Raw genomic sequence first — 23265 nt, 5'->3', positions numbered from 1 at the left:
CGAACCCGCCGGGTTAGAGCGTCTCAAGGTATGTCGTCACATCCGGTAAAAAAGAATTCTGTGCGGCAGTTATCGGTTTGCAGCCCCGAGAACTTGTTCCGGCGCATGGAACTCCCGAGCCACGCCGCACCTCTCACATTATGTGGTACTTCCTTTTCGCTTTACGCTGCTGGAGGAACACCGTCATGCGTCGTTTATTACTCGTTTCGTCTCTTGTGCTCTGCCTGCCTTTTGGCTCGGCCTTCGCCCGTGTGGATGCGGGAGATGTCGCCACTTCGGCCGGTGTTTCCGCGTCGCTGTATTCCACCTTCAAGGATCACAAAATGGTGATTCCGGCCCGTGACGACCTGTCCGCATTCGTCGCCAGCGGCGGTGCCATCCGTGGCGCGTATCTGGAGTCGGCGCTGCAACAGGTTCGTCGGGAAAACCCGGGCTTGAACGCCAGCGATGAAGAGCTGGCCAATGCGATCCTGGTCCACTACGAAGGCCTGTCGCAATAACAGCTGCACGCTCGACGACGGTGGCTGACGGATTTGCCACCTCTGCGTTCTGCCGATGGACGGCAGCCGGGCGACCATGGGCAAAACCGTCGAACGGCCTCTATGATGGAGGCCATGACGATTGCTGCCCCGCTTCGCTCCCCCTGCCCGCCCGGCGCCTGCACCTGCGGGCGCGATCCGTTGCTGGAAATGCCCGGTGCGGATCTGCGCATTCTCTTGCTCACGCGGCAGGAGGAAAAGCGCCTGCTCGAACGCCTGGAAAACCTGCAAAACCTGGCTGACCTCGAACGGCTGCAACAGCGGATGTTCGAGCAGTTGGGGATTCGCATGGCCATAGCGCCGGGCTTCAATGAAGTGCGGACCATGCGCGGCATTGCCATCGAAATCGATGAACTGCCGGGAATGTGTCGCAAGACTCGTCAGGCGATCCCGGCCGCCATTCGCCGAGGGCTGGAAAAACACCCGGAAATCGCCTTCGAACTGCTCAACGCCCACGACTTGCTGCGCGACGCCTGATCACGTTTTCAGGCCGACCCGTTTGCGCATCTCGGCGGTAATGCTCTGGCGGGTTTTCTTCATGTCCGCCCAGGGTTCATCGCCGACATCCGCCAGACGTTCGTGGACGTTATGAATATTCCACTGATTGCCGCCCTTGATCGCCTTCACTTCATCGACAAACAACGGCACCGAAACCGGCAGCCCTTCGCGGGTCCGCGCGGCGTAAGCACAAATCGTGGTGGCGCCGAGCCCGTTGCGCAGGTAATCGATGAAGATCCGCCCCACGCGGTTCTTCGGTCCGGACACTGCGGAGAACCGCTCCGGCAACTGTTTGGCCATGTGACTGACGATCGCATGGCTGAAATCCTTGACCTCGTCCCAACCGTGCTTGCGAATCAGCGGCACCACCAGATGAATGCCCTTGCCGCCGCTGGTCTTGAGGAATGCCCGCAAACCGAGTTCATCCAGCACGCTCAGGGTCAGGGCGGTGGCTTCGACCATGCTTTTCCAGGGCAGCGCCGGATCCGGGTCGAGGTCGAGAACGAAGCGGTCGGGTTTTTCCAGATCCACCGTGGTGGCGTTCCAGGTGTGCAGTTCGACGGTGCTCATCTGCACCGCACCGATCAGCGCTTCGGCGTTGTTGATCAGCATCATCGGTTGGCCGGTCAGTTCCTTGTCCAGCGTGCGGATGCCGGGGATCGTCAGGTGTTCGGCGTTCTTCTGGAAGAACAGTTCGCCAGCGATGCCGTCCGGTGCCCGCACCAGCGCCACGGGCCGATCCTTGAGTTGCGGCAGGATCCATTCGGCGACGCTGGCGTAATACTCGGCCAGTTGTCTCTTGGTGGTGCCGCTGCTGGCGTCGATCACGCGGTCGGGATGGGTAATCCGCACCTTGCCGTCGGCCAGGCCGGCTTGGGACGGCGCGGTAGCTTGAGCCTTTGAGGTCTTCATGGGTTTGGCGCGCTCCTCGGTGATGTCCCTGGCCGGTTTGTCTTCGCGCAGACCATGGAACACGGCATGGCGCACCGAACCCTCGCGAGTCATTTCGGCGAACGCCACCTCGGCCAGCAAACTCGGTTTAAGCCAGTGCACACCCTTGGCCTCGAAACCACTGGGCGGGTTGACCAGCGCAGTCTTTTTCGCGCGCAACGGTTTTAGCCGGGCAAGCACTGTCTTCAAGGTGGCCTCGTTGAATCCGGTGCCGACCTTGCCTGCATACCGCAACTCGCCGCTGTCGCGATCGTGCAGGCCCAGCAACAAAGCACCAAAGGCACTGCGCGACCCCTTCGGATCGGTGTAACCAACGATCACGAATTCCTGACGATGTTTGCACTTGAGCTTGATCCATTCGCTGCTGCGCCGTGACACATAGGGGGAGCCAAGACGTTTGCCGATCAAGCCTTCCATCTGCATCTGGCAGGCGCTGTTGAGCAAGGCCTCCGGGGTTTCGTCGAAGGCTTCGGAGAAACGCAGCAACGGACTCTTGTGCGCCTTCAACACCGTGGCCAACGCCGCGCGCCGCTCTTCCACCGGGACTTCGCGCAGGTCGACACCGTTGAGGTAAGGGAGGTCGAACAGGTAATAAAGGATGTCGCTGCTGCGGCTGTCGTCGAAGGCGTTCTGCAGCGCCTGAAAGTCCGGAATGCCGTTTTCGTTGGTGACCACCACTTCACCGTCAAGCCACGCGGACTCCAGCCCCAGCGCCGACAGTGCCTGGGCCTGCTCCGGCAGTTTGTGGGTCCAGTCATGGCCGTTACGGGTGAACAGTTGCACCGTTTCATGATCGATGCGCGCCATGATCCGGTAGCCATCGAATTTGATTTCGTAGCTCCAGTCACCGGCCGGAGCGCTGTCTACCAGAGTGGCCAATTGCGGTTTCAACTGTGCGGGGATTCGTGCCTTGTGCGCGCCGACAAGTTTGCCCGAGGCCGGTTTGCGCGCTGGCTGTTTCAGCGGTTTGACTTGCCTGGCGTCGAGCTTCGGTTTGCCGACGAGGGTGCGTTCGCTGAGCACGCTGTCCGGCTCGGCGACCAGCACGTCGTAATCGCTTTGCGGCCTGGCGGCGCTGTCCTGGTGCTTGATCAGAAACCATTGTTCCTGCTTGCCCGGCATGTGGGTGCGCACCAGATTCCACACGCCGCCGAGCTTCTCGCCCTGCAGCTCGAACTTGAGCTTGCCTTTGGCATACGCCTTTTGCGGATCCTCCAGCGGGATCCACACGCCGCGATCCCAGACGATGACGTCTCCTGCACCGTAATGCCCCTCGGGGATGTGCCCTTCGAAGGTGGCGTAATCCAGCGGGTGGTCTTCGACATGCACCGCCAGGCGCTTGACCTTGGGATCCAGCGACGGGCCCTTGGGCACCGCCCAGCTCTTGAGTGCGCCGTCCAGTTCCAAGCGAAAGTCGTAATGCAGGTGCGAGGCATCATGCTTCTGAATGCAGAACTGCAGCGCGTGATCGGCGTCAGTCTTTTTGCCCCGACGCTTGACCGCTGCCGGTTCCGAGGTCGCCGAGAAGTCGCGCATGCGGTTGTAGTCGTCGAGGTTCCTGTTCATGGCGGCTCCGGCTGCAGTCTGGTGCTGTTATGCAGAAGAGCGACGCCTGCCCGGAAAAATTCAATCGACGTAAAAAAGCCCCGGACGGATGGAAACGTCCGGGGCCCGGGTGTTGAGGTGTTTCAGGCGGTGCCTTTGGCCTGTTGTTCCAGATGCACCTGCAACTCGGGATCGATCTGCAAGGCGGCCGCCAGTTCATCCAGGTAATTGCGTTCGGCGTCCTGCTGGTCGTCCACCAGCATCACGCTGGCGATATACATTTCGGCAGCCACCGCCGGATCGTTGTTCGCCGCTTGCGCGACTTCGCGGGCATCGAGGGGTTTGGCGACTTCGGCGTCCAGCCATTGCTGCAGGCCCGGGTCATCGGTGTGGCGGCCGATTTCGCTGCTGATCAACTGTTTCTCCGACTCGTCGATCCGCCCGTCGGCCTTGGCCGCCGCGATCAGTGCGCGCAATACCGCGTGGCTGTGCTCCTCGACTTGCGGGCCGGCCAGCAGGTCCGCCGTCTGTGGTGTCTGTTGCGGCGCCGCCGACGCCTGACTGCGCTGCCAGGCCTGATAGGCCTGAAACGCCATCATCCCCAGCGAGGCCAGGGCTGCGTAGTTGGTCCCGCCGGAACGACTTTGCGTTCCACCGCCCAGCGCCCCGCCACCCAAACCGCCACCCAAACCGCCGCCACCGAGCAATCCGCCGAGCAGCCCACCAAGGCCACCGAGTCCGCCGGCAGGCGCACCGCCGCCGCTGGTGCCACCGCCACCGAGCAAGCCGCCCAGCAAACCGCCGAGCCCGCCCAGGCCATCGCCGGCCGAGGCGCCACTTTGTTGTCCCGCCGAGGCCTGGCCTCGCAGCAGTTGTTCGAGCAGATCACTGGTGTTCATGACGTCATCCTCAGGCAAAGGCGTAACTGCGTCAGGCAACGATAGACCTGCGCACGGGTTGTGCCAGCACCGTTTGGCTGACGCTGCTGCGGGGAAGCGATTTCGGCGTCGAAAAATTTTCCCGGCCAGCTAAGATTCATGAAGGATGAACCTTATCCCGGCCCGACCGGTCGATAGCTGCAAACCCGACCCGGTTGGCCGCCACCCTTGTTGCTCAAGTGTGATTCCCGGCTTGCTTCACTTTCTGGAGAACGCCCCTGTGATATCGACCGTCCACATTGCCAGGCTCAAGGCCTGGGGCGCCCATGGTTTCACCGCGACCGGCGTGGTCACCGCCTTCCTCGCCACCCTCGCCCTGCTGGAAAACCAGCCGACCCACTGCCTGATGTGGCTGGGCGTCGCGCTGATCGTCGACGGCCTCGACGGAGCGCTGGCGCGCAAGGTCAACGTGCAGTCGGTGCTGCCGAGTTTCGACGGATCGATCCTCGATCTGGTGATCGATTACCTGACCTACGTGTTCATTCCGGCGCTGTTCATCTATCGCTACATTCCCCTGCCCGACTACACCCTGCTGCTGACCGTGTCGCTGATTCTGGTGTCGTCGCTGTTCTGCTTCTGCAACGTCAACATGAAGAGCAAGGACAACTACTTCGTCGGTTTCCCCGCCGCGTGGAACGTGGTCGCGCTGTGCCTGTACATCATCGCCCCGGGGCCGTGGATTACCTTCCTGACCGTGATCGGTCTCGCGCTGCTGACCATCACCCGGATGAAATTCCTGCACCCGTTCCGTGTGCGCCGCTTCATGCCGATCAACATCGCGGTGACGGCGATCTGGCTGTTGTGCAGCCTGTCGCTGGTGCTCAACCACCCGGTCATCAACCCGCTGGTGATGGGTTTGTGGCTGCTGGCGTCGGCGTATTTCCTCGGCATCTGCATCTGGCGTACGGCGCTGGAGTGGTTTGACAGTGCCCATCTGAAATAGAAGAACCTGTGGGAGCGCTCAACGTTTGGTTATGACCACCTCCAGATACTCACTGGGCACCACCATCGAACCCGGCCCCGCCCGGTTCAGCCCGTCGATCAGTTGCGTCAGATCCCCTTCCAGCGCCTGCCCGCTTTCCGGTGGCAGCGCCGCGAACGCCTTGTGCACCGGCCCGTACCAGTGACGGAAGATGTCGATGAAGTGTGCCGCCGAGCGATAACGGAAATTGAAGTGGCGGCGAGTCACTTGCATCAGGAACCGGCGCTCATCGAACTGCGAATGCAGCCAGGCTTCCGCGCCCCAGTTCGACGGCGGTTGCGCACCGGTCGGCGGTGGCAGATGGCGACCGAGGGTCTTGAACATCTGGCCGACGAAGCCTTCCGGCGTCCAGTTGGCCAGACCGATCCGCCCGCCACGGCGACAGACCCGGGCCAGTTCCTGCGCTGCCTTGGCCTGATCCGGGGCGAACATCACCCCGAAAGTCGACAGCACCGCATCAAAACTGGCGTCGGCAAACGGCAGCGCTTCGGCATCGGCCACTTGAAAAGTCACGTCCAGATGTTCGGCCCGCGCCCGGTCCTGGCCACGCTCCAGCAATGCCGCGACATAGTCGGTGGACAGCACCCGACAACCCCGACGCGCCGCCGCCAGCGTGGCATTGCCATTGCCGGCGGCGACGTCCAGCACTTCTTCATCGCAGCGTAGATCGCAGGCTTCGGCGAGATTCTCCCCGACGATCTGCAAGGTGGTGCCGATCACGGCATAGTCGCCACTGGCCCACGCGACTTTCTGGCGTTCCTTGAGGACATTGAGATCGATGGGGGTGCTCATCAACAGGTGCTCCAAGACAGGCTGGATCGGGCGTCACTCGGCGGTGGTCGGGTCGATGACACTCATTACCCGAGACACGCTGTTGGCCGGGAATCCACCCAGCCGCGCATGCTCGCGCACCAGCTCCTCATCAGGGGCGATGTACACGCAGTAGATCTTGTCGGCGGTGACGTAACTCTGCAGCCACTGCACCTGCGGCCCGAGTTCACGCAACACCTGACAGGACGTTTGCGATACCGCCTTGAGTTCTTGCTCCGACAGGTTTCCGGCCCCTGGAATCTCGCGTTCAATCACGAATTTCGGCATGGCAACCTCGCTTTCTTTTTATCAGTGACAGGGCGGATACAGCCCTGCTCTTTCACTATCGTCCCGAGACTGTGCGGCGTCCTTGCCAATCGTCTGGAGAGCCCCGTAAACCGGGACTTCGCCGATGAGTGGCGGGATTCTGTAAAGCGCTCGAAACACTGCCCGGGATTGCCAATACGCAGGCGGATCGGCTTTCATGCAGACCTGCCCCGTGAATGGAATCCGAACATGTCATTACGCCTCGTATGGCTCGCCGAACACATGCAACACAGCAACACCTACGCCGAGTGGATCCACCGCCAGTTTCACTACGAATACGCCGATCAGCCGCTGACCGAATGGCAACGGGAGTTTGCCGAAGGACAAACCAATGGTGACTGGCGCTGCCTGATCGCACTGGACGGCGAGCGTCTGCTCGGTGGCGCGGCACTGGCGCGTGCGGATCTCGCCCAACGACCGGATCTGGGGCCCTGGCTGGCGTGTGTACTGGTCAGTCCGGAATCTCGCGGGCAGGGTCTGGCAGAAAAACTGATCGAAGGCATTGCCGGGGAAGCCAGGAAACAAGGCCTGCCGCGCTTCTACCTGCACACGCAGAACAAGCAGGATTACTACGCCAAACGCGGCTGGACAGTAATGGAACGTTTTCAAGCATGGGACAACGAACAATGGCTCATGGTGCGCGACCTGTGAGCCATTGATGTCCGCGGTTCAGGCTTCAGGCTGCCGGTGCCTTGGCCTCTTTCAGCAATTGCTGAATCATCTGCTCCTGCGCCTCATAACGACCCTCGCCAAAGTGGGTGTAACGCACCTGCCCCTTGGCATCGATCAGGTAGTGCGCCGGCCAGTACTGGTTGTCGAAGTTGCGCCAGATCGCGTAGTTGTTGTCGATGGCCACCGGGTAGGTGATGCCAAGTTTCTTCACCTGATCCTTGACGTTGTCGATGATCCGCTCGTAACCGTATTCCGGGGTGTGCACGCCAATCACCACCAGGCCGTCCTTGCCGTACTTCTTCTCCCAATCCTTCACATACGGCAGTGTGTGCTGGCAGTTGATGCAGTCGTAGGTCCAGAAGTCCACCAGCACCACTTTGCCGCGCAGGGATTCAGCGTTCAGTTCCGGTGAGTTCAGCCATTGCACTGCACCGGCCAGCGACGGCATCGCGCCTTTGCCTTGCTCGTCCGAAGTCGAATCCGCCCGCACTTTGCTGATGAAGTAATCGATCACTTTCGGTGCGTTTTCCAACACGTTTTTCTCGACACTGGCGACGCCCTCGGACGATGTACCGGCCAGCAGGGTGCGATCGGCACCGGTGGAAATCACCACCGCCGCCGCCAGCACGGCGACACCTGCGCCACGACGGAACCAGCCCGTGAACGGGATCGACGGTTTCAGCCGGTTGACCAGGCCGCGACCGGCGAAAATCAGCGTCCCCAGCGACAGCGCACTGCCCGCGCCGTAGGCCAGCAGCAACAGGCTGGTCTGGGCGCTGGCGCCTTGCAGCATGGCACCGGTGAGGATCACACCGAGGATCGGGCCGGCGCACGGTGCCCACAACAGACCGGTGGCCACGCCGATCATCACCGACCCCATGGGGCCAGCCTTCTTGCGGGTGTCCGGGTCCAGGCGATTGCCAAGCAACACGAACGGCCGTGCCAGCCAGTCACCGATGCGTGCGGAAATCAGCGACAGCGCAAACAGCACCATCACGATCAGCGCGATGTGTCGGCCGGTGTTGTTGGCCTGGATCACCCACTCGCTGCTGACCACCGCGAGGCTGGAGATCAGGGCGAAGGTCAGAGCCATGCCGCCGAGGGTCAGCAGGATCGAAGAGCGCGTGCGGTCGGCGCCGGCAAACAGAAACGGCACCACCGGCAGGATGCAGGGGCTGAGGACAGTCAACAGACCGCCCAGGAAAGCGATAAGGAACATGAGGTTCACCTCTTGAAGGATGGGCGGTCTGCCGATAAAAGAGGTGTCTGCCGTTCACCGGCAGACACGCACGGGGACTCAGGCGTTCTGGCTGTCCAGCCATTGGCTTTGTGGCGTGCGGCTGGCGCCGTTTTCGGCAACCATCTGCCCTTGCGGTGTATGGCTGGAGCCGTCTGCCGCGACCATCTGCCCTTGTGGCGTGTGGCTGGCGCCGTCGGCGGCGATCAAGGCATCGCTGCCCTGTTTCGCTACCGGGCTCAGCTGAAAGCAGGTGCTGCCGGCGCAGCTGCTCTGCTCCACGGCGCTGTTGGCGTGAGCCGCGACACCGGCAAAAGAGAAGGCAATGGCGGTCAAGAAACGCGATACGTTGTTCATGGCAATCTTCCTTTAAGTCAGTGAGTGGCGGATCAGTTCTGGTTGTCGCAGCCGTCGGCGAATTTGCTGTAGTCGAGCACGCGGGTCTGACCGGCCGAATCGAGGTAGGTCATACGGGCGTCGACGATGCCGCAGGTCATCGATTTGTCTTCTTTCATCGAGATCACTTTCTGGATATCCAGATGTGTGCCGTAGGTGTAGGTTTGCGGGGCAACGGCTTCGGCGCGGGCCGACAGGGTGCAGATGTTCAGGGCAGCGAACAGGCAAGCGGCGATTACGGATTTGTTGGTCATGGCGTTTTCCTCAGGGCTTCAATGGGTAGATCGGTTGATTGAGCCGAGGCGCTGTGGTGTGCCTCGATGGAGCTCATTTAAAGCTCGCGAGGTATCCCGTCTGTGTCGGAAAACGGCCGGTATAAATCGCTACGTATCTCGCCCGCCTGGGGATACACAGCGATACAAAACCCTGAAAAAATCCTGATTTTGCGTCCACATGTATCCGTCGTTGCGGCAGATACACTGCAATACAAAGGCAGGCAGGCGAGCCCGCGCGGGCTCTATAGACTGCGAGACATTCCCCCACTTGATAGAGGTTTGGCTCCATGGATCATGTCGATCACATTCTCATCGTCGATGACGACCGCGAGATTCGCGAACTGGTTGGCAATTACCTGAAAAAGAACGGCCTGCGCACCACCGTGGTCGCCGATGGCCGGCAGATGCGCAGTTTTCTGGAAGCCAACACTGTCGACCTGATCGTGCTCGACATCATGATGCCGGGGGATGACGGCCTGCTGCTGTGCCGCGAATTGCGCGCCGGCAAACACAAAGCCACGCCGGTCTTGATGCTCACCGCACGCAACGATGAGACCGACCGCATCATCGGCCTGGAAATGGGCGCCGACGACTACCTGACCAAACCTTTCGCCGCCCGCGAGCTGCTGGCGCGAATCAATGCCGTGCTGCGCCGCACGCGCATGCTGCCGCCCAATCTGGTGGTCACCGAGAGCGGTCGCTTGCTGGCCTTCGGTCGCTGGCAGCTCGACACCTCGGCCCGGCATCTGCTGGACACCGACGGCACCATGGTCGCCTTGAGCGGCGCGGAGTACCGCTTGCTGCGAGTGTTCCTCGATCATCCGCAGCGGGTGCTGAGCCGCGATCAGTTGCTCAACCTGACCCAGGGCCGTGACGCCGATCTGTTCGACCGCTCCATCGACCTGCTGGTCAGTCGTCTGCGCCAGCGTCTGCTCGACGACGCCCGCGAACCGGCGTACATCAAGACCGTGCGCAGCGAGGGTTATGTGTTCTCGCTGCCGGTGGAAATCCTCGGAGCCCCGGCATGAAGGTTGCGCTGCACTGGCCGCGTACCCTCGCCTCGCGGTTGTCGCTGATTTTTCTGATCGGCCTGATCCTGGCCCAAGCCCTGTCGTTCGGCGCGCAGTATTACGAGCGCTACGAAAGCGCGAAGAACACCATGCTCGGCAACCTGGAAACCGACGTTTCAACCTCGATTGCGATCCTCGACCGACTGCCGGCCGACGAGCGTCCGATGTGGCTCGAACGTCTGGCCCGGCCCAACTACGGTTACCTGCTCAGCGAGGGCGAACCGGGTACACCGATCGGTGCCGGCGAAGTACCGATCGCGGTCACCTCGATCACCGACGCCATCGGCGAAGCCTATCCGCTGACTTTCACCGACATTCCAGGGCCGAAAAAGCACTTTCAGGGCCACCTGCGCCTGAGCGACGGCAGCCCGGTGACCATCGACGTTCGACCGTCGATGGTGCCGCTGTCGCCTTGGCTGCCGGTGGTGCTGCTGGGGCAACTGGCGCTGATGATTGCCTGCACCTGGCTGGCGGTGCGCATCGCCATCCGTCCGCTCACCCGTCTGGCCAACGCGGTGGAAACCCTTGATCCCAACGCCCACCCGATCAATCTGGATGAACAGGGCCCGAACGAAGTGGCGTACGCCGCCCGTGCGTTCAACACCATGCAGGCGCGGATCGCCGCGTACCTGAAAGAACGCATGCAGTTGCTGGCAGCGATTTCCCACGATCTGCAAACCCCGATCACCCGGATGAAACTGCGGGCGGAGTTCATGGACGATTCGGCGGAAAAGGACAAACTGTGGAACGACCTCGGCGAGATGGAGCACCTGGTGCGTGAGGGCGTGGCGTATGCCCGCAGCATCCACGGTTCGACCGAAGAAAGCCGGCGCACCAACCTCGATTCGTTCCTCGACAGCCTGGTGTTCGACTACCAGGACATGGGCAAAGAGGTGCAATTGAGCGGCAAGAGTGAAGCGGTCATCGACACCCGTCCCCACGCCCTGCGCCGGGTACTGGTCAACCTGACCGACAACGCGCTGAAGTTTGCCGGCGCTGCCGAGCTGTTGATTCAACGGGACAAGACCGGCCTCTCGATCAAGGTGATGGATCGCGGGCCGGGCATCGCCGAAGAGGAACTGGCCCAGGTAATGGAGCCGTTCTATCGCGTGGAAAACTCGCGCAACCGCAGCACCGGCGGCACCGGCCTCGGTCTGGCGATTGCCCAGCAACTGGCGATGGCGCTGGGTGGTTCGCTGAGTCTGAGCAACCGTGAAGGTGGCGGATTGTGTGCTGAACTCAGACTCCCTCACCAATCCTGAAAGACACACAAATCCTGTGGGAGCGAGCTTGCTCGCGATAGCGCCAGTTCAGCCAAAGTTTTCATTGGCTGACAGACCAAAATCGCGAGCAAGCTCGCTCCCACAATGCCTAGTTGAATGGGTGGGATCAGTTGATTCCGATCACACCGTCCTCATGCATCTGCTGCAACAACGCCAGTCCGCTGTCCATGAACGATGCAGTTCCCGGCAAACCCACCTCCATCGCCAGACCCTCCAGTTGCTCACGACCGCTCAGCAACGGGAACTCGCCAACCCGCTGCAACAACCGCCACGCTAACGGACTCAGCTCGGAAAACTTCACACTGAAATCCGCCGCGCGCCGCACCAGCAACAACGTTGGCTGGGCCGGTGGCGTGGACGGCTGATATTCAGGGCTGAGGATCTGCACCGGCCACGCGTACGCCAATGGCCAGGCCAGCGCCGAAACCTGCAATGGCTGCTCCAGCAGCAATGCAGGATCACTGGCCGGCAGCGGATCGGCATCGGACTGCTGCAACACCATCTCCACCCACTCGTAATGCGCCAGTTCCACCAGAAACGCCGGCCACTCACCCGTGCTCAACGCTGCGGGCTCCGAGGCGAGGTAACCGACGAACTCTTCGGCGATCTCACCGAATTTCGGCGTCTGCGCGCGGTAGTCCCGCAGGAAGCCGCGAATCAGGGCGCGCCAGCGCTCCTGGCCGATGATCCGGATCAGCACCGGGAAGGTCCCGCCCAGCAGTTGCGAGACATTGTTGAACACCAGGTCGCGATAGACGTTGACCCGCGCCGCGTTCATGTCAGCCGGGGGCGTCTGGTTCTCGGGATCGCGCAGATAACGAGTCAGGGCCTGTTGTTGCTGCTCAAGGTTATCCACGCTGGCCTCCCTGATGCTGCAAGCGGCGAATGGTCCGCAACTCGGCCACCAGTTCAGAGAAGGCCGGGAAGTTGAAGTCGCGTTCGAGCAAGGTCGGCTGTGCGCCAAAGCGTGCGTAGGCCTCTGCCAGCAACGACCAGACCACCGGTTTCACCGAAGCGCCGTGGGTGTCGATCTTCAGTGTGTGGGACTCGTCGAAATGCCCGGCCACGTGCATCCCGACCACCCGGCCCGGTTCGATCCCGGCCAGAAACGTCTGCGGGTCGAAGCCGTGGTTGATCGAGTTGACGTAGACGTTGTTGACGTCCAGCAGCAGGTCGCAATCGGCCTCGCGCAGCACGGCATTGGTGAAGGTCACCTCGTCCATGTCCTGTCGGGGAGCGGCGTAATAGGAAACGTTTTCCACCGCCAGGCGCCGGCCGAGAATGTCCTGGGCCTGACGGATCCGCGCGGCAACGTGGTGCACCGCCTCTTCGGTGAACGGCAGCGGCAGCAGGTCATAAAGGTGACCGTCGTCGCTGCAATAACTCAGGTGCTCGCTGTACAGCGGCACGTTGTAATGATCGAGAAACACCCGGACTTCCCGAAGGAAATCGACGTCCAGCGGCGCCGACCCGCCGAGCGACAACGACAGGCCGTGGCAGGACAACGGATAACGCTCGGCCAGTTCACGCAATGCGGCACCGTGAGCGCCGCCGACGCCGATCCAGTTTTCCGGGGCGACTTCGAGAAAGTCGAAATCGCCGGTGCGGGCGGCTTGAAGATCTTTCATCAGGCCGCGACGCAGGCCGAGCCCGACGCTGGCCTGCAAGGTGGGGTGGGGAATCTGCATGGGCAAGACCTCTGCAAAGGAGCCGCCGACAGTGGCGGCCGAGAGGCTCAGTTAAACCGGCGGGTGTATCGCGGCTGTGTGGGCGCTGCGCGGGAAATGGCGGTTTTTGTATCGGCGACGAGCCTGTACACAATGGGATACAGACCCGCTGCCCTCTTCCTGAACGACGAGTTACGAATTCATTGACGTATCTGCCAGTTTTCGTTAGTTTTGCCCCCATCGAAGCGACTGACCAGATGAGATTGAGCGCTTCCCGGCAGCGAGAGCTGTAACCGCGCAAGGCGGTTCGCAAGTGGTGTCTGGATCTGCTTTACCGAATCGAAAAAGGCGCCTCTGGCGCCTTTTTTCGTTTCTGGCATCAGCGTTTGGTGGAGGTCGGTTGCCGAAGGTAGACCTTACCGCATAGCAGCATAAATCCCATTTTCCCGAACAGCCTGGGCGGCTTTTCAGTCTGGTGGTAGGCGCTTTCCACGACCAGGTTGAGATCTTGTGGCTTCCCTTCTGCAGCGCGGCGCAACTCAAAAAAAACATGGTAGGGCCCGCTCGGATCCTCAATCATGATGGAGTACGCCCAGTTTCGCATCGCCGCCGTTTCACCGACTTTCGCCTGGGGATGATTCAATCCCTTGATCACTGGCGGCAGTGACAGTGAAAGGCGGTAGCGGGTCATGCAAAAGCTACGCTGCCGCTGGGCATGGTCGAGCAGGATGGGCTCCCCGGCCGGATGTAAGGCTTGATCGTACCCCGTGCTGAAACAATGATTCGAAAAAGTGACATGCACGCGCAAATCACGCCTCGCCAATTGACTCTGAATCGTGAATGTAAAGGGTTCTAGATGAGAAAGGTTGTACGTCACTCCGCCTATGCACAGCGGTGGAAAGTAGGCGGTCAATTCGCTCTCCGTTGCATCCAATGCATCACTTTATTTCTGTGCTTCGGCTCCCGAGCACCATCGGTGAGTAACCCGGCAAGACGACAGAGTTCATGGCTTTTAGCGGGGATGATTTCTCGGCGGACTCGATCAATCTGTGCGAGGAAGTGGCTTCGGACTTCACAGATAAACAAAGACTTCAGCACTCAAAAGTCCTTGCCTCGACCGAGTCGATTCAGAATATGGGATAGAGCCACGTCGAAGTTGTAGGCAAAATCTGCGTGTTGCGTAAGGAAGTGCGCCTATCGTGCTTTCGGCGGTCCCAACACCGACTAGACTCAATCAGTACCCAGTCGAGGGGGACGCAGGACAGCAGTGTCGCCCTGCCCGTTTCCACGACCACCGCCCGGTGGTGAATGCCTCGACCCCCATCACCACCGGACTGTGATCCTTGACAGGAGCACATGACATGGACGAGGCCAGACTCAACGAGTTCATGGGCAAACTGGTCAACGACATGGGCGGCGCGGCGATGCTGGCCAATGTCATCGTCGGCGAAGAACTTGGCTTGTATAAGGCCATGGCCGACAGCCAGCCGATCGCCCCGGAAACCCTCGCCGAAAAAACCGCCTGCAACACCCGACTGGTGCGCGAATGGCTCAGCGCCCATGCAGCCTCAGGCTATATGGAACACCTGGACGGCAAATTCCGTCTGCCGGAAGAACAGGCCATGGCCCTGGCCAAGGAAGATTCGCCGGTCTATGTGGCCGGCGGGCTGGGCGTGGTGGCGTCGTTTTTCCACGACAAGGACAAGCTGGTCAAAGCCATGCGCGGCAATGGCGCCCTGCCCTGGGGTGATCACCATCCGTGCATGTTCACCGGCACCGAACGGTTCTTCCGTCCTGGCTACAAAGGGCACCTGATCGCCGAATGGCTGCCGGCGCTGGACGGCGTGGTGGCCAAACTCGAAGACGGCGCCAAGGTCGCCGATGTCGGCTGCGGTCATGGCGCCTCCACGGTGATCATGGCCCAGGCTTACCCCAACTCGCGTTTCGTCGGTTTCGACTACCACGCGCCATCAGTGAGTGTCGCCACCCAGCGGGCCGAAGAAGGCGGAGTGAGCAGCCGGGCGCGGTTTTTCCAGGGCACGGCGAAAAGCTTTCCCGGCGATGACTACGACCTGATCTGCTACTTCGACTGCCTGCACGACATGGGCGACCCGGTCGGTGCGGCGCGGCATGCCTACGATTGCCTGAAGGACGACGGCACGGTGTTGTTGGTCGAACCCTTTGCCAACGACACGCTGGACGACAACATCAATCCGGTCGGGCGGCTGTTCTATGCAGCGTCGACGTTCATCTGCACGCCGAACTCGCTGTCTCAGGAGGTGGGCCTGGGGCTCGGTGCGCAAGCCGGCGAGATGCGCTTGCGCAAAGTGTTCAGCGAAGCCGGGTTCAAGCAGTTCCGGCGGGCGACGCAGACGCCGTTCAACCTGATTCTGGAGGCACGCAAGTAAACGTTGTTACCGGGCGCCTCCATAAGAGGCGCCCGGCGGTGCTAACCTGCAAGGCACTCACAGCCTGCGGAGCGCTGACCATGCTCGACCGCCCCCTCCACGAACACCTCGATTACCTGCAACAGGCCATGGCCGACGGCGATTTCGTGGTGCTGACCGGCGCCGGCATCAGCACGCCGTCCGGCATCCCGGACTACCGCGACACCAACGGCGTGCGCCGTGGCCGGCAGCCGATGATGTATCAGGAATTTCTGTCGGCGCCCGAGTCGCGCCGTCGCTACTGGGCCCGGGCGATGCTCGGTTGGCCACGTGTGCGTCAGGCGCAACCGAACGCGGCCCACGAAGCGCTGGCCAGCCTGCAAAGCCACGGCCGGATCGGCGGTCTGATCACCCAAAATGTCGATACCTTGCACGATCAGGCCGGCAGCCACGACGTCATCGAACTGCACGGCAGCCTGCATCGGGTGCTGTGTCTGGATTGCGGTTTGCGCAGCGAGCGGGATTCGATTCAGCAATTGATGGAAACGCAGAACCCGTATCTGGCGGGTGTCGATGCGGTGCAGGCGCCAGACGGCGACACCCTGCTGGATCCGGCTTTCGAGGCGCGTTTCCAGGTGCCGCATTGTCCGCATTGCGAAGGCGAACGGATGAAGCCGGACGTGGTGTTTTTTGGCGAAAACGTGGCGCAACCGACGGCGGCACGGGCCATGGCGGCGGCGGAGAATGCCGCCGGGATGCTGGTGGTCGGGTCGTCGTTGATGGCGTATTCGGCGTTTCGCCTGTGCCGGGTGATCGCGGATCGCGGCAAGCCGCTGATTGCGATCAATCTTGGGAAGACCCGGGCGGATGAGTTGCTGGATTTGAAGATCGAGGCGTCTTGCGAACAGCTATTGCCGTTACTGACACAACACCTCAATGCTCAGCCTTAAGGATGTCGAACAACGCCTGCGCCGCCGCCGACAACTCATTCCCGGAATCAGTCAACACGCCAATCGCCCGCTCCACCACCGGCTCATGCAGGGTCAGACAGCGCGCCCCCAGTTCGCGCATCTGCTCGGCGCACAACGCCGGTACCGCACTGACGCCCAAGCCGCTGGCAACCATCCGCCCGACCGTCGCCAGTTGATGGCTTTCGAATTCCACCGGCAGTTTCATGCCCCGGGCCTGCAGGTGTTCCTCAAGCATCACCCGCACCGTGGACGGGCGTTGCAGGGTGATGAACGGCTCCTGCAGCAAGGTCTGCCAGTCGATATCGGTGCGCCGGGCCAGCGGTGAGTCCTGTGGCACTACCGCGACAAAGCGATCCTTATAAAGAGGTGTGAAGGTCAGCGAAGTGTTCTGCAACGGTTCGAAGGCCACGCCAAGTTCCACCTGACGATCGCGGACCATTTCCAGCACTTGCTCGTTGATCACGTCGTTGACCGTGACGTTGACGTTCGGATAACGCGCGCGGAAGGTCTTGAGTATCGGCGGCAGCAGATTGCCGGCAAACGACGGCATCGCCGCCAGCGTCACTCGCCCCCGTTGCAGGCTGAAGCGCTGGCGCATTTCGTCTTCGGCGTTGTCCCAGTCGGCGATCAGGCGCCGGGCCAGCGGCAACAGCGATTCCCCTTCCGGGGTCAGCGCCACGTTGCGCGTGTTGCGGCTGAACAGGCGCCCGCCCAACCCCTCTTCCAGCGCCTTGATGGTCAGGCTCAGCGCCGATTGCGACAGGTGCAGACGCTCGCAGGCCACAGCGAAACTCAGGCTCTGCGCGACAGCGAGAAAGGCGCGGATCTGCTTGATGGTCATGGTCGTGTCGCTCCAACGGCTAAGCTGTACATCCGCCCGCCGACTACGGCGAGCATTTCCTGATCGCTCCCACGCTCCTGCGTGGGAACAGAGAACCAAGTCATTTGATGAGCTTTATCAATCAATCAACCTTAAAAATCAACTTAACAAATATATCCCCCAGCGAGACACTCCAGTCATTCGGCTAGCCAGCCGCCCGACAAACAATAAAAGAGGTGCATATGGCAGGTTTCGACAAGCGCGTGTATTCCTACGAGGAAGCCATGGCGGGCCTTGAAAACGGCATGACCGTGATCGCCGGCGGCTTCGGCCTGTGCGGCATTCCGGAAAACCTGATCGCCGAGATCAAACGCAAAGGCACCCGCGACCTCACCGTCGTCTCCAACAACTGCGGCGTCGATGGTTTCGGCCTCGGCGTGCTGCTGACCGACCGCCAGATCCGCAAGGTGGTCGCCTCCTACGTCGGCGAAAACAAACTGTTCGAAGAGCAACTGCTCAAAGGCGACATCGAAGTCGTCCTGACCCCGCAAGGCACCCTCGCCGAAAAAATGCGCGCAGGCGGCGCCGGCATTCCGGCGTTCTTCACCGCCACCGGCGTCGGCACTCCGGTTGCCGAAGGCAAGGAAGTGCGTGAATTCCACGGTCGCAAGTACCTGATGGAAGAATCCATCACCGGCGACTTCGCCATCGTCAAAGGCTGGAAAGCCGACCATTTCGGCAACGTCATCTACCGCCATACCGCCCAGAACTTCAACCCGCTGGCCGCCACCGCCGGCAAGATCACCGTGGTCGAAGTCGAAGAAATCGTCGAACCCGGCGAGCTGGATCCGTCGCAGATCCACACCCCCGGCATCTACGTCGACCGGGTCATTTGCGGCACGTTCGAAAAACGCATCGAACAACGCACCATCCGCAAATAATCCAGGCTGACGGAGAACAAAAACATGGCACTTTCCCGCGAACAAATGGCTCAACGCGTCGCCCGCGAAATGCAGGACGGCTTCTACGTGAACCTCGGCATCGGTATCCCGACCCTGGTCGCCAACTACATCCCCGAAGGCATGGAAGTCATGCTGCAATCGGAAAACGGCCTGCTCGGCATGGGGCCTTTCCCGACTGAAGAAACCATCGACGCCGACATGATCAACGCCGGTAAACAGACCGTGACCGCACGCATCGGCGCATCGATCTTCAACTCCGCCGAGTCCTTCGCGATGATCCGTGGCGGTCATGTCGACCTGACCGTGCTCGGCGCCTTCGAAGTGGACGTGCAAGGCAACATCGCCTCGTGGATGATCCCCGGCAAACTGGTCAAGGGTATGGGCGGTGCGATGGACCTGGTGGCCGGCGCCGACAACATCATCGTCATCATGACCCACGCGTCCAAGGACGGTGAGTCCAAGTTGCTGAGCCAGTGCAGCCTGCCGCTGACCGGCGCCGGCTGCATCAAGCGCGTGCTGACTGACCTGGCGTACCTGGAAATCGAAAATGGCGCTTTTGTCCTCAAGGAACGCGCACCTGGCGTCAGTGTCGAGGAAATCGTCGCCAAAACCGCTGGTAAACTTGTCGTCCCGGATCACGTGCCGGAAATGCAGTTCGCTGCCGAGTGAGGAATTCGAAAATGCAAGACGTCGTCATTGTTGCCGCCACGCGTACCGCGATCGGCAGTTTCCAGGGTTCGCTGGCCACCGTCTCCGCCGTGGATCTGGGCGCAGCGGTCATCCGCCAGTTGCTTGAGCAGACCGGCCTGGACGGTGCCCAGGTCGATGAAGTGATCATGGGCCAAGTGCTGACCGCCGGCGCCGGCCAGAACCCGGCACGCCAGTCGGCGATCAAGGCCGGCCTACCCCACGCCGTACCCGCCATGACCCTGAACAAAGTCTGCGGCTCGGGCCTCAAGGCCCTGCACCTCGGCGCCCAGGCGATCCGTTGCGGCGACGCGGAAGTGATCATCGCCGGCGGCCAAGAAAACATGAGCCTGGCCAACTATGTGATGCCGGGCGCGCGCACCGGCCTGCGCATGGGGCACGCACAAATCGTCGACACCATGATCAGCGATGGCCTGTGGGACGCGTTCAACGACTACCACATGGGCATCACCGCCGAAAATCTGGTCGAGAAGTACGAGATCAGTCGCGAGCAGCAGGACGCCTTCGCTGCCGCGTCGCAACAGAAAGCAGCAGCCGCCATCGAGGCCGGGCGTTTTGTCGATGAAATCACCCCGATCCTGATCCCGCAGCGTAAAGGCGATCCGGTAGCGTTCAAGGTCGACGAGCAGCCGCGCGGCGACACCACCGCCGAATCCCTGGCCAAACTGCGTCCAGCGTTCAAGAAGGACGGCAGCGTCACCGCCGGCAACGCTTCGTCGCTGAACGACGGCGCCGCCGCGGTCATTCTGATGAGCGCCGAAAAAGCCAAGGCCCTGGGCCTGCCGGTACTGGCGAAAATCGCCGCCTACGCCAACGCCGGTGTTGACCCGGCGATCATGGGCATCGGCCCGGTGTCCGCCACTCGCCGCTGCCTGGACAAGGCCGGCTGGAACATCGGCCAACTGGACCTGATCGAAGCCAACGAAGCCTTCGCCGCGCAATCCCTGGCGGTGGCCAAGGATCTGCAATGGGATCTGGACAAGGTCAACGTCAACGGCGGCGCCATCGCCCTCGGTCACCCGATCGGTGCGTCGGGCTGCCGTGTGCTGGTGACCCTGCTGCACGAAATGATCAAGCGTGATGCGAAAAAGGGTCTCGCGACCCTGTGCATCGGCGGCGGTCAAGGCGTGGCCCTGGCGCTGGAACGCGCGTAAGCGCAAAACAGGCACAACAGCGGACGGCGGATCCACGACATCCGCCATCCGTTGGCAACAAGCCCGGTGCGACTCACGTCGCACCGGGTATTTTTTTGCCTGAGCGTCAGTCGAACTTCACCAGATTCAGCACCGGTAACGGCCCGCCCGGGAACTGCACCAGCCGCGCCCCCACGCTCAACTCGCCCAGGTCGATCCCGAAGAAGCCGAGCTGATCGATCAGCGCGCCGACTTCAGCCTTGGCCTGCGCATCATCTCCGGACAGGAACAGCACGCGCTTGCCGCCCTCCGACGCCGGGTCCGCTTCCAGCAAACGCGCCAACAAATGGTTGAACGCTTTGACCACCCGCGCGCCCGGCACCCATTCAGCGAACACTTCGCTGGACGGTCGCCCCTGCAAATCCACCGGTTTGAACGACGGCGCTTCAATCGAGTTGTTGGCGTCGATGACGATCCGCCCGCCGAAGTCCGGCAGCCCGGCCAGTGCGGTCGGCAGTTTCGACCAGTTCACCGCGACCAGCACGATGTCCTGGGCGGCGGCTTCTTCACGGGTGACGGCGCGGGCGGTCGGGCCGAGTTCTGCGACCAGTTCAGCCAGGGTCTCCGGCCCGCGACTGTTGGCGATGACCAACGGGATGCCCTGACGCGACAAGGCTTTGGCAAACGCTGAACCGATGGCGCCAGCGCCGATAATTCCGATAGTGCTCATGGTGTTCTCCAGAAGGTTTGGCAAGACTCGAAACGAATCTTGCGCTTGCCATTCCCACTTGATTAGCCGGTAATGCCTTGAATGATCTTCAAGCATCGCTATCAGGCCGAAACCATGGAAACTCTTGCCAACCTTGAATCCTTCGTCCGCAGCGCCGAGACCGGCAGCTTCTCCGCTGCCGCACGGTTGCTGGCGCTGACTCCGGCAGCGGTCAGCCGCAACGTGGCGATCCTGGAACGCAATCTCGGCGTACGGCTGTTTCAGCGCTCGACCCGCAAGCTGTCGCTGACCGAGGCCGGTGAGGGTTTTCTGGCGAGTATCGGCGGCAACCTCGATGCGTTGCAGGCAGCGATTGCAGGGGTGACGACCGAGCGCGGCGGGCCGGCGGGGGTGCTCAAGATCAGCCTGCCGCCGACGTTCGGCATCGATCACATGCTGCCGCTGCTGCCGGAGTTTCTGGCGCGCTATCCGTTGATCCGCCCGGAATGGCACTTCGAAAATCGTCAGGTGGACTTGATCGCCGAGGGTTATGACGTGGCGATTGGTGGAGGATTCGAGTTGACGCCCGGCGTGGTTTCACGGCGACTGGCGTCCGCTGAAATATTGGCAGTGGCCTCGCCGGCCTATCTGGCCGGACGCACCCTGCCCCGGCATCCGACAGACCTCGCCGACCACCAGGGCATCGTCATGCGTGGCCTGCGCACAGGACGCATCCGCCAATGGCAAATGCACAACGACGCTGGCGAACAGGCCGGCGCTCTGCTGAATCCAGACATCGTGCTCAACGATCCGATGGCCATGCGCAAGGCTGCGCTGCTGGGCCTAGGGGTGACGATGCTGGTGTTGCCCGATGTCAGCGCGCAGATCGAGCGTGGTGAACTGGTGCGGCTGTTGCCCGACTGGCAATGCGATGCCGGGGCGATATCGCTGTACTACCCGAGCCGTACCTTGATGCCGGCCAAGACCCGGGTGTTCATTGACTTTGTGGTGGGTGCCTTTGGCCGTTAGGCGGCCAGCTGCAGAATCAACCAGGCATTGGCGCCGCTGATCACCACAAACAATCCCCACGCGAGAACCTTGGTCGGCATTCGATTCACAAACGGCCCCATCAGCTGTTTGTCGTTGGTCATGCGAATCAGCGGGTACAGCGCAAACGGCAATTGCAGGCTCAACACCACCTGACTCAACACCAGCAACTTGCCCACCGCGCCATCGCCCATCAGCCAAACGCCGATGAACGCCGGGATCAGCGCCAGCCCTCGGGTGATCAGGCGCCGCTGCCAGCAGGGAATCCGCAGGTTCAGATAACCTTCCATGATCACCTGCCCGGCGATGGTGCCGGTGAAGGTCGAACTCTGCCCCGACGCCAGCAGCGCCACGCCGAACAGCACACTGGCCAACGCGCCGCCCACCAGCGGATCGAGCAAGTGGTAGGCGTCCTGAATGTCCACCACATCGGAATGTCCGGTCTGATGGAACGCAGCTGCGGCGAGAATCAGGATCGCCGCGTTGACCAGCAACGCCAGCGCCAGCGAGCCGATGGTGTCGATGCGCGCCAGGTTCACCGCGTCCTGTTTGCTCGCCAGATCCTGGCCGATCAGCCGCGTTTGTACGATCGAGGTGTGCAGGTACAGGTTATGCGGCATCACCGTGGCGCCAAGGATGCCGATGGCCAGGTACAGCGGCGCCGCATCGCTGATCGCCGACAGTGACGGTTTGAAACCTTGGGCGACGTCCGGCCAGTACGGTTTGATCAGCAATAACTCGACGAAGAAGCACACGCCGATGGTGCCCACCAGTACCAGCATGATCGCTTCCAGTCGGCGGAAACCACGGTTTTGCAGAGCCAGCACCAGCAATGTATCGAACGCCGTGAGGGCGATGCCGAACGTCAGTGAACAACCCAGCAACAGGTGAAACGCCAGTGCGCAGCCGAGCACTTCCGCAAGGTCGGTGGCGATGATCGAGATTTCCGCCAGCACCCATTGCAACCGCGCCGTCGGGGTGCTGTAGCGTTCGCGGGACAACTGAGCCAGGTCACGCCCGGTGGCGATACCCAACCGCGAACACAGGCATTGCACGACCATGCCCGCCAGACTCGCCAGCAACACCACGAACAACAGGCTGTAGCCGAAGCGCGAACCGGCCTCGATGGCGGTGGCCCAGTTGCCCGGGTCCATATAGCCGATCGACACCAGCAAACCCGGGCCGGCAAAGCGCAGCACGCGTTTGAAGAACGAGGCATTCGGATCCACCGGGACGCTGCCGGCCACTTCCGGCGGGCAGAATGGCGCGGTGGCGATTTTGGGCAAGCTGAATTTCACGCACACATCCAGAAACAAGTCGAAAGACGCAGCTTAGACG

At 61.7% G+C, this 23265-nt stretch carries 25 protein-coding genes; 12 read left to right on the top strand and 13 right to left on the bottom strand.

Translation table 11 applies throughout. The features are described from left to right. Positions 1-185 precede the first annotated feature (185 nt). Both CAG02_RS28485 and CAG02_RS28480 read left to right on the top strand, forming a co-directional pair. Positions 186-500, top strand: coding sequence for a DUF2388 domain-containing protein (locus CAG02_RS28485; RefSeq protein ID WP_085708679.1), 315 nt, complete (start codon positions 186-188; stop codon positions 498-500). A 114-nt stretch (positions 501-614) separates the two neighbouring features. Further along, positions 615-1016: a hypothetical protein gene (locus CAG02_RS28480; protein ID WP_085708680.1), complete on the top strand. Its 402-nt coding sequence runs from the start codon at positions 615-617 to the stop codon at positions 1014-1016. On the opposite strand, the gene ligD is transcribed toward CAG02_RS28480, so the two are convergent. Both ligD and CAG02_RS28470 read right to left on the bottom strand, forming a co-directional pair. Next, positions 1017-3554 (bottom strand): DNA ligase D, encoded by a 2538-nt coding sequence (gene ligD, locus CAG02_RS28475; RefSeq protein WP_085708681.1) that lies wholly within the window; start codon positions 3552-3554, stop codon positions 1017-1019. It lies immediately after the preceding gene. A 122-nt stretch (positions 3555-3676) separates the two neighbouring features. Then, entirely contained in the window at positions 3677-4432 is a 756-nt protein-coding gene (locus CAG02_RS28470) for a tellurite resistance TerB family protein (RefSeq protein WP_085708682.1), read from the bottom strand. A 259-nt stretch (positions 4433-4691) separates the two neighbouring features. Between CAG02_RS28470 and pcsA the strand changes: the two genes are divergently transcribed. Continuing rightward, positions 4692-5414, top strand: a complete 723-nt coding sequence (gene pcsA, locus CAG02_RS28465; protein ID WP_085708683.1) for a phosphatidylcholine synthase — start codon at positions 4692-4694, stop codon at positions 5412-5414. An 18-nt stretch (positions 5415-5432) separates the two neighbouring features. Here pcsA and CAG02_RS28460 read toward each other — a convergent pair whose 3' ends face one another. Together CAG02_RS28460 and CAG02_RS28455 are read right to left on the bottom strand one after the other, a co-directional pair. Further along, entirely contained in the window at positions 5433-6245 is an 813-nt protein-coding gene (locus CAG02_RS28460) for a class I SAM-dependent methyltransferase (protein ID WP_085708684.1), read from the bottom strand. Positions 6246-6278: 33 nt separating this feature from the next. Continuing rightward, positions 6279-6551: a DUF4242 domain-containing protein gene (locus tag CAG02_RS28455; RefSeq protein WP_085708685.1), complete on the bottom strand. Its 273-nt coding sequence runs from the start codon at positions 6549-6551 to the stop codon at positions 6279-6281. Positions 6552-6779: 228 nt separating this feature from the next. On the opposite strand from CAG02_RS28455, the gene CAG02_RS28450 reads away from it, so the two are divergent. Beyond that, on the top strand, positions 6780-7241 hold the full coding sequence (locus tag CAG02_RS28450; RefSeq protein WP_085708686.1) for a GNAT family N-acetyltransferase: 462 nt from the start codon (positions 6780-6782) through the stop codon (positions 7239-7241). Positions 7242-7266: 25 nt separating this feature from the next. On the opposite strand, the gene CAG02_RS28445 is transcribed toward CAG02_RS28450, so the two are convergent. The 3 genes from CAG02_RS28445 to CAG02_RS28435 all read right to left on the bottom strand — a co-directional run bounded on the left by CAG02_RS28445 (position 7267) and on the right by CAG02_RS28435 (position 9149). Beyond that, the gene (locus tag CAG02_RS28445) at positions 7267-8481 is read right to left on the bottom strand and encodes a cytochrome c biogenesis protein DipZ (RefSeq protein WP_085708687.1); all 1215 of its coding nucleotides are present in this window, start codon (positions 8479-8481) and stop codon (positions 7267-7269) included. A 78-nt stretch (positions 8482-8559) separates the two neighbouring features. Next, a complete protein-coding gene (locus CAG02_RS28440; RefSeq protein WP_085708688.1) occupies positions 8560-8856 on the bottom strand; it encodes a hypothetical protein in 297 nt (98 codons plus the stop codon). 32 nt (positions 8857-8888) lie between these two features. After that, complete coding sequence (locus tag CAG02_RS28435; protein WP_085708689.1) at positions 8889-9149, bottom strand: DUF2790 domain-containing protein; 261 nt, start codon at positions 9147-9149, stop codon at positions 8889-8891. A 308-nt stretch (positions 9150-9457) separates the two neighbouring features. On the opposite strand from CAG02_RS28435, the gene CAG02_RS28430 reads away from it, so the two are divergent. Further along, positions 9458-10198: a response regulator gene (locus CAG02_RS28430; RefSeq protein ID WP_085708690.1), complete on the top strand. Its 741-nt coding sequence runs from the start codon at positions 9458-9460 to the stop codon at positions 10196-10198. Next, a complete protein-coding gene (locus tag CAG02_RS28425; RefSeq protein WP_085708691.1) occupies positions 10195-11502 on the top strand; it encodes an ATP-binding protein in 1308 nt (435 codons plus the stop codon). The genes CAG02_RS28430 and CAG02_RS28425 overlap by 4 nt, the downstream gene beginning before the upstream one ends. 127 nt (positions 11503-11629) lie before the next feature. On the opposite strand, the gene CAG02_RS28420 is transcribed toward CAG02_RS28425, so the two are convergent. The 3 genes from CAG02_RS28420 to CAG02_RS28410 form a co-directional block, all read right to left on the bottom strand. Continuing rightward, on the bottom strand, positions 11630-12379 hold the full coding sequence (locus CAG02_RS28420; protein ID WP_085708692.1) for a DUF2063 domain-containing protein: 750 nt from the start codon (positions 12377-12379) through the stop codon (positions 11630-11632). After that, entirely contained in the window at positions 12372-13211 is an 840-nt protein-coding gene (locus tag CAG02_RS28415) for a DUF692 domain-containing protein (protein WP_085708693.1), read from the bottom strand. Before CAG02_RS28415 ends, CAG02_RS28420 begins: the two co-directional genes overlap by 8 nt. A gap of 358 nt (positions 13212-13569) precedes the next feature. Then, positions 13570-14103: a hypothetical protein gene (locus CAG02_RS28410; protein ID WP_085708694.1), complete on the bottom strand. Its 534-nt coding sequence runs from the start codon at positions 14101-14103 to the stop codon at positions 13570-13572. Positions 14104-14551: 448 nt separating this feature from the next. Here CAG02_RS28410 and CAG02_RS28405 point away from each other — a divergent pair, with 448 nt between their 5' ends. Together CAG02_RS28405 and CAG02_RS28400 are read left to right on the top strand one after the other, a co-directional pair. Beyond that, on the top strand, positions 14552-15598 hold the full coding sequence (locus CAG02_RS28405; RefSeq protein ID WP_085708695.1) for a class I SAM-dependent methyltransferase: 1047 nt from the start codon (positions 14552-14554) through the stop codon (positions 15596-15598). An 80-nt stretch (positions 15599-15678) separates the two neighbouring features. Then, positions 15679-16527 (top strand): NAD-dependent protein deacetylase, encoded by an 849-nt coding sequence (locus tag CAG02_RS28400; RefSeq protein WP_085708696.1) that lies wholly within the window; start codon positions 15679-15681, stop codon positions 16525-16527. On the opposite strand, the gene CAG02_RS28395 is transcribed toward CAG02_RS28400, so the two are convergent. After that, the gene (locus CAG02_RS28395) at positions 16511-17389 is read right to left on the bottom strand and encodes a LysR family transcriptional regulator (RefSeq protein WP_085708697.1); all 879 of its coding nucleotides are present in this window, start codon (positions 17387-17389) and stop codon (positions 16511-16513) included. The genes CAG02_RS28400 and CAG02_RS28395 overlap by 17 nt on opposite strands. Positions 17390-17610: 221 nt before the next feature. Here CAG02_RS28395 and CAG02_RS28390 point away from each other — a divergent pair, with 221 nt between their 5' ends. The 3 genes from CAG02_RS28390 to CAG02_RS28380 are packed head-to-tail and all read left to right on the top strand — an operon-like array spanning position 17611 to position 20192. Further along, complete coding sequence (locus CAG02_RS28390; protein WP_085708698.1) at positions 17611-18309, top strand: CoA transferase subunit A; 699 nt, start codon at positions 17611-17613, stop codon at positions 18307-18309. Between the two features lie 24 nt (positions 18310-18333). Beyond that, the gene (locus tag CAG02_RS28385) at positions 18334-18999 is read left to right on the top strand and encodes a CoA transferase subunit B (protein WP_085708699.1); all 666 of its coding nucleotides are present in this window, start codon (positions 18334-18336) and stop codon (positions 18997-18999) included. A gap of 11 nt (positions 19000-19010) precedes the next feature. Next, positions 19011-20192, top strand: coding sequence for an acetyl-CoA C-acetyltransferase (locus CAG02_RS28380; protein WP_085708700.1), 1182 nt, complete (start codon positions 19011-19013; stop codon positions 20190-20192). A 106-nt stretch (positions 20193-20298) separates the two neighbouring features. On the opposite strand, the gene CAG02_RS28375 is transcribed toward CAG02_RS28380, so the two are convergent. Continuing rightward, positions 20299-20901, bottom strand: a complete 603-nt coding sequence (locus CAG02_RS28375; RefSeq protein WP_085708701.1) for an NADPH-dependent F420 reductase — start codon at positions 20899-20901, stop codon at positions 20299-20301. 114 nt (positions 20902-21015) lie between these two features. Here CAG02_RS28375 and CAG02_RS28370 point away from each other — a divergent pair, with 114 nt between their 5' ends. Then, a complete protein-coding gene (locus CAG02_RS28370) occupies positions 21016-21909 on the top strand; it encodes a LysR family transcriptional regulator (RefSeq protein WP_085708744.1) in 894 nt (297 codons plus the stop codon). Here the strand turns inward: CAG02_RS28370 and CAG02_RS28365 are convergent. Further along, positions 21906-23225: an Nramp family divalent metal transporter gene (locus CAG02_RS28365; protein ID WP_085708702.1), complete on the bottom strand. Its 1320-nt coding sequence runs from the start codon at positions 23223-23225 to the stop codon at positions 21906-21908. The genes CAG02_RS28370 and CAG02_RS28365 overlap by 4 nt on opposite strands. Between the last annotated feature and the right edge of the window lie 40 nt (positions 23226-23265).

This window comes from Pseudomonas sp. R43(2017) (genome assembly GCF_002112345.1).
Lineage (GTDB): Bacteria > Pseudomonadota > Gammaproteobacteria > Pseudomonadales > Pseudomonadaceae > Aquipseudomonas > Aquipseudomonas kribbensis.
Note: the sequence above shows the minus strand (reverse complement) of the source record. Positions and strands in the feature narration are given on the sequence as shown.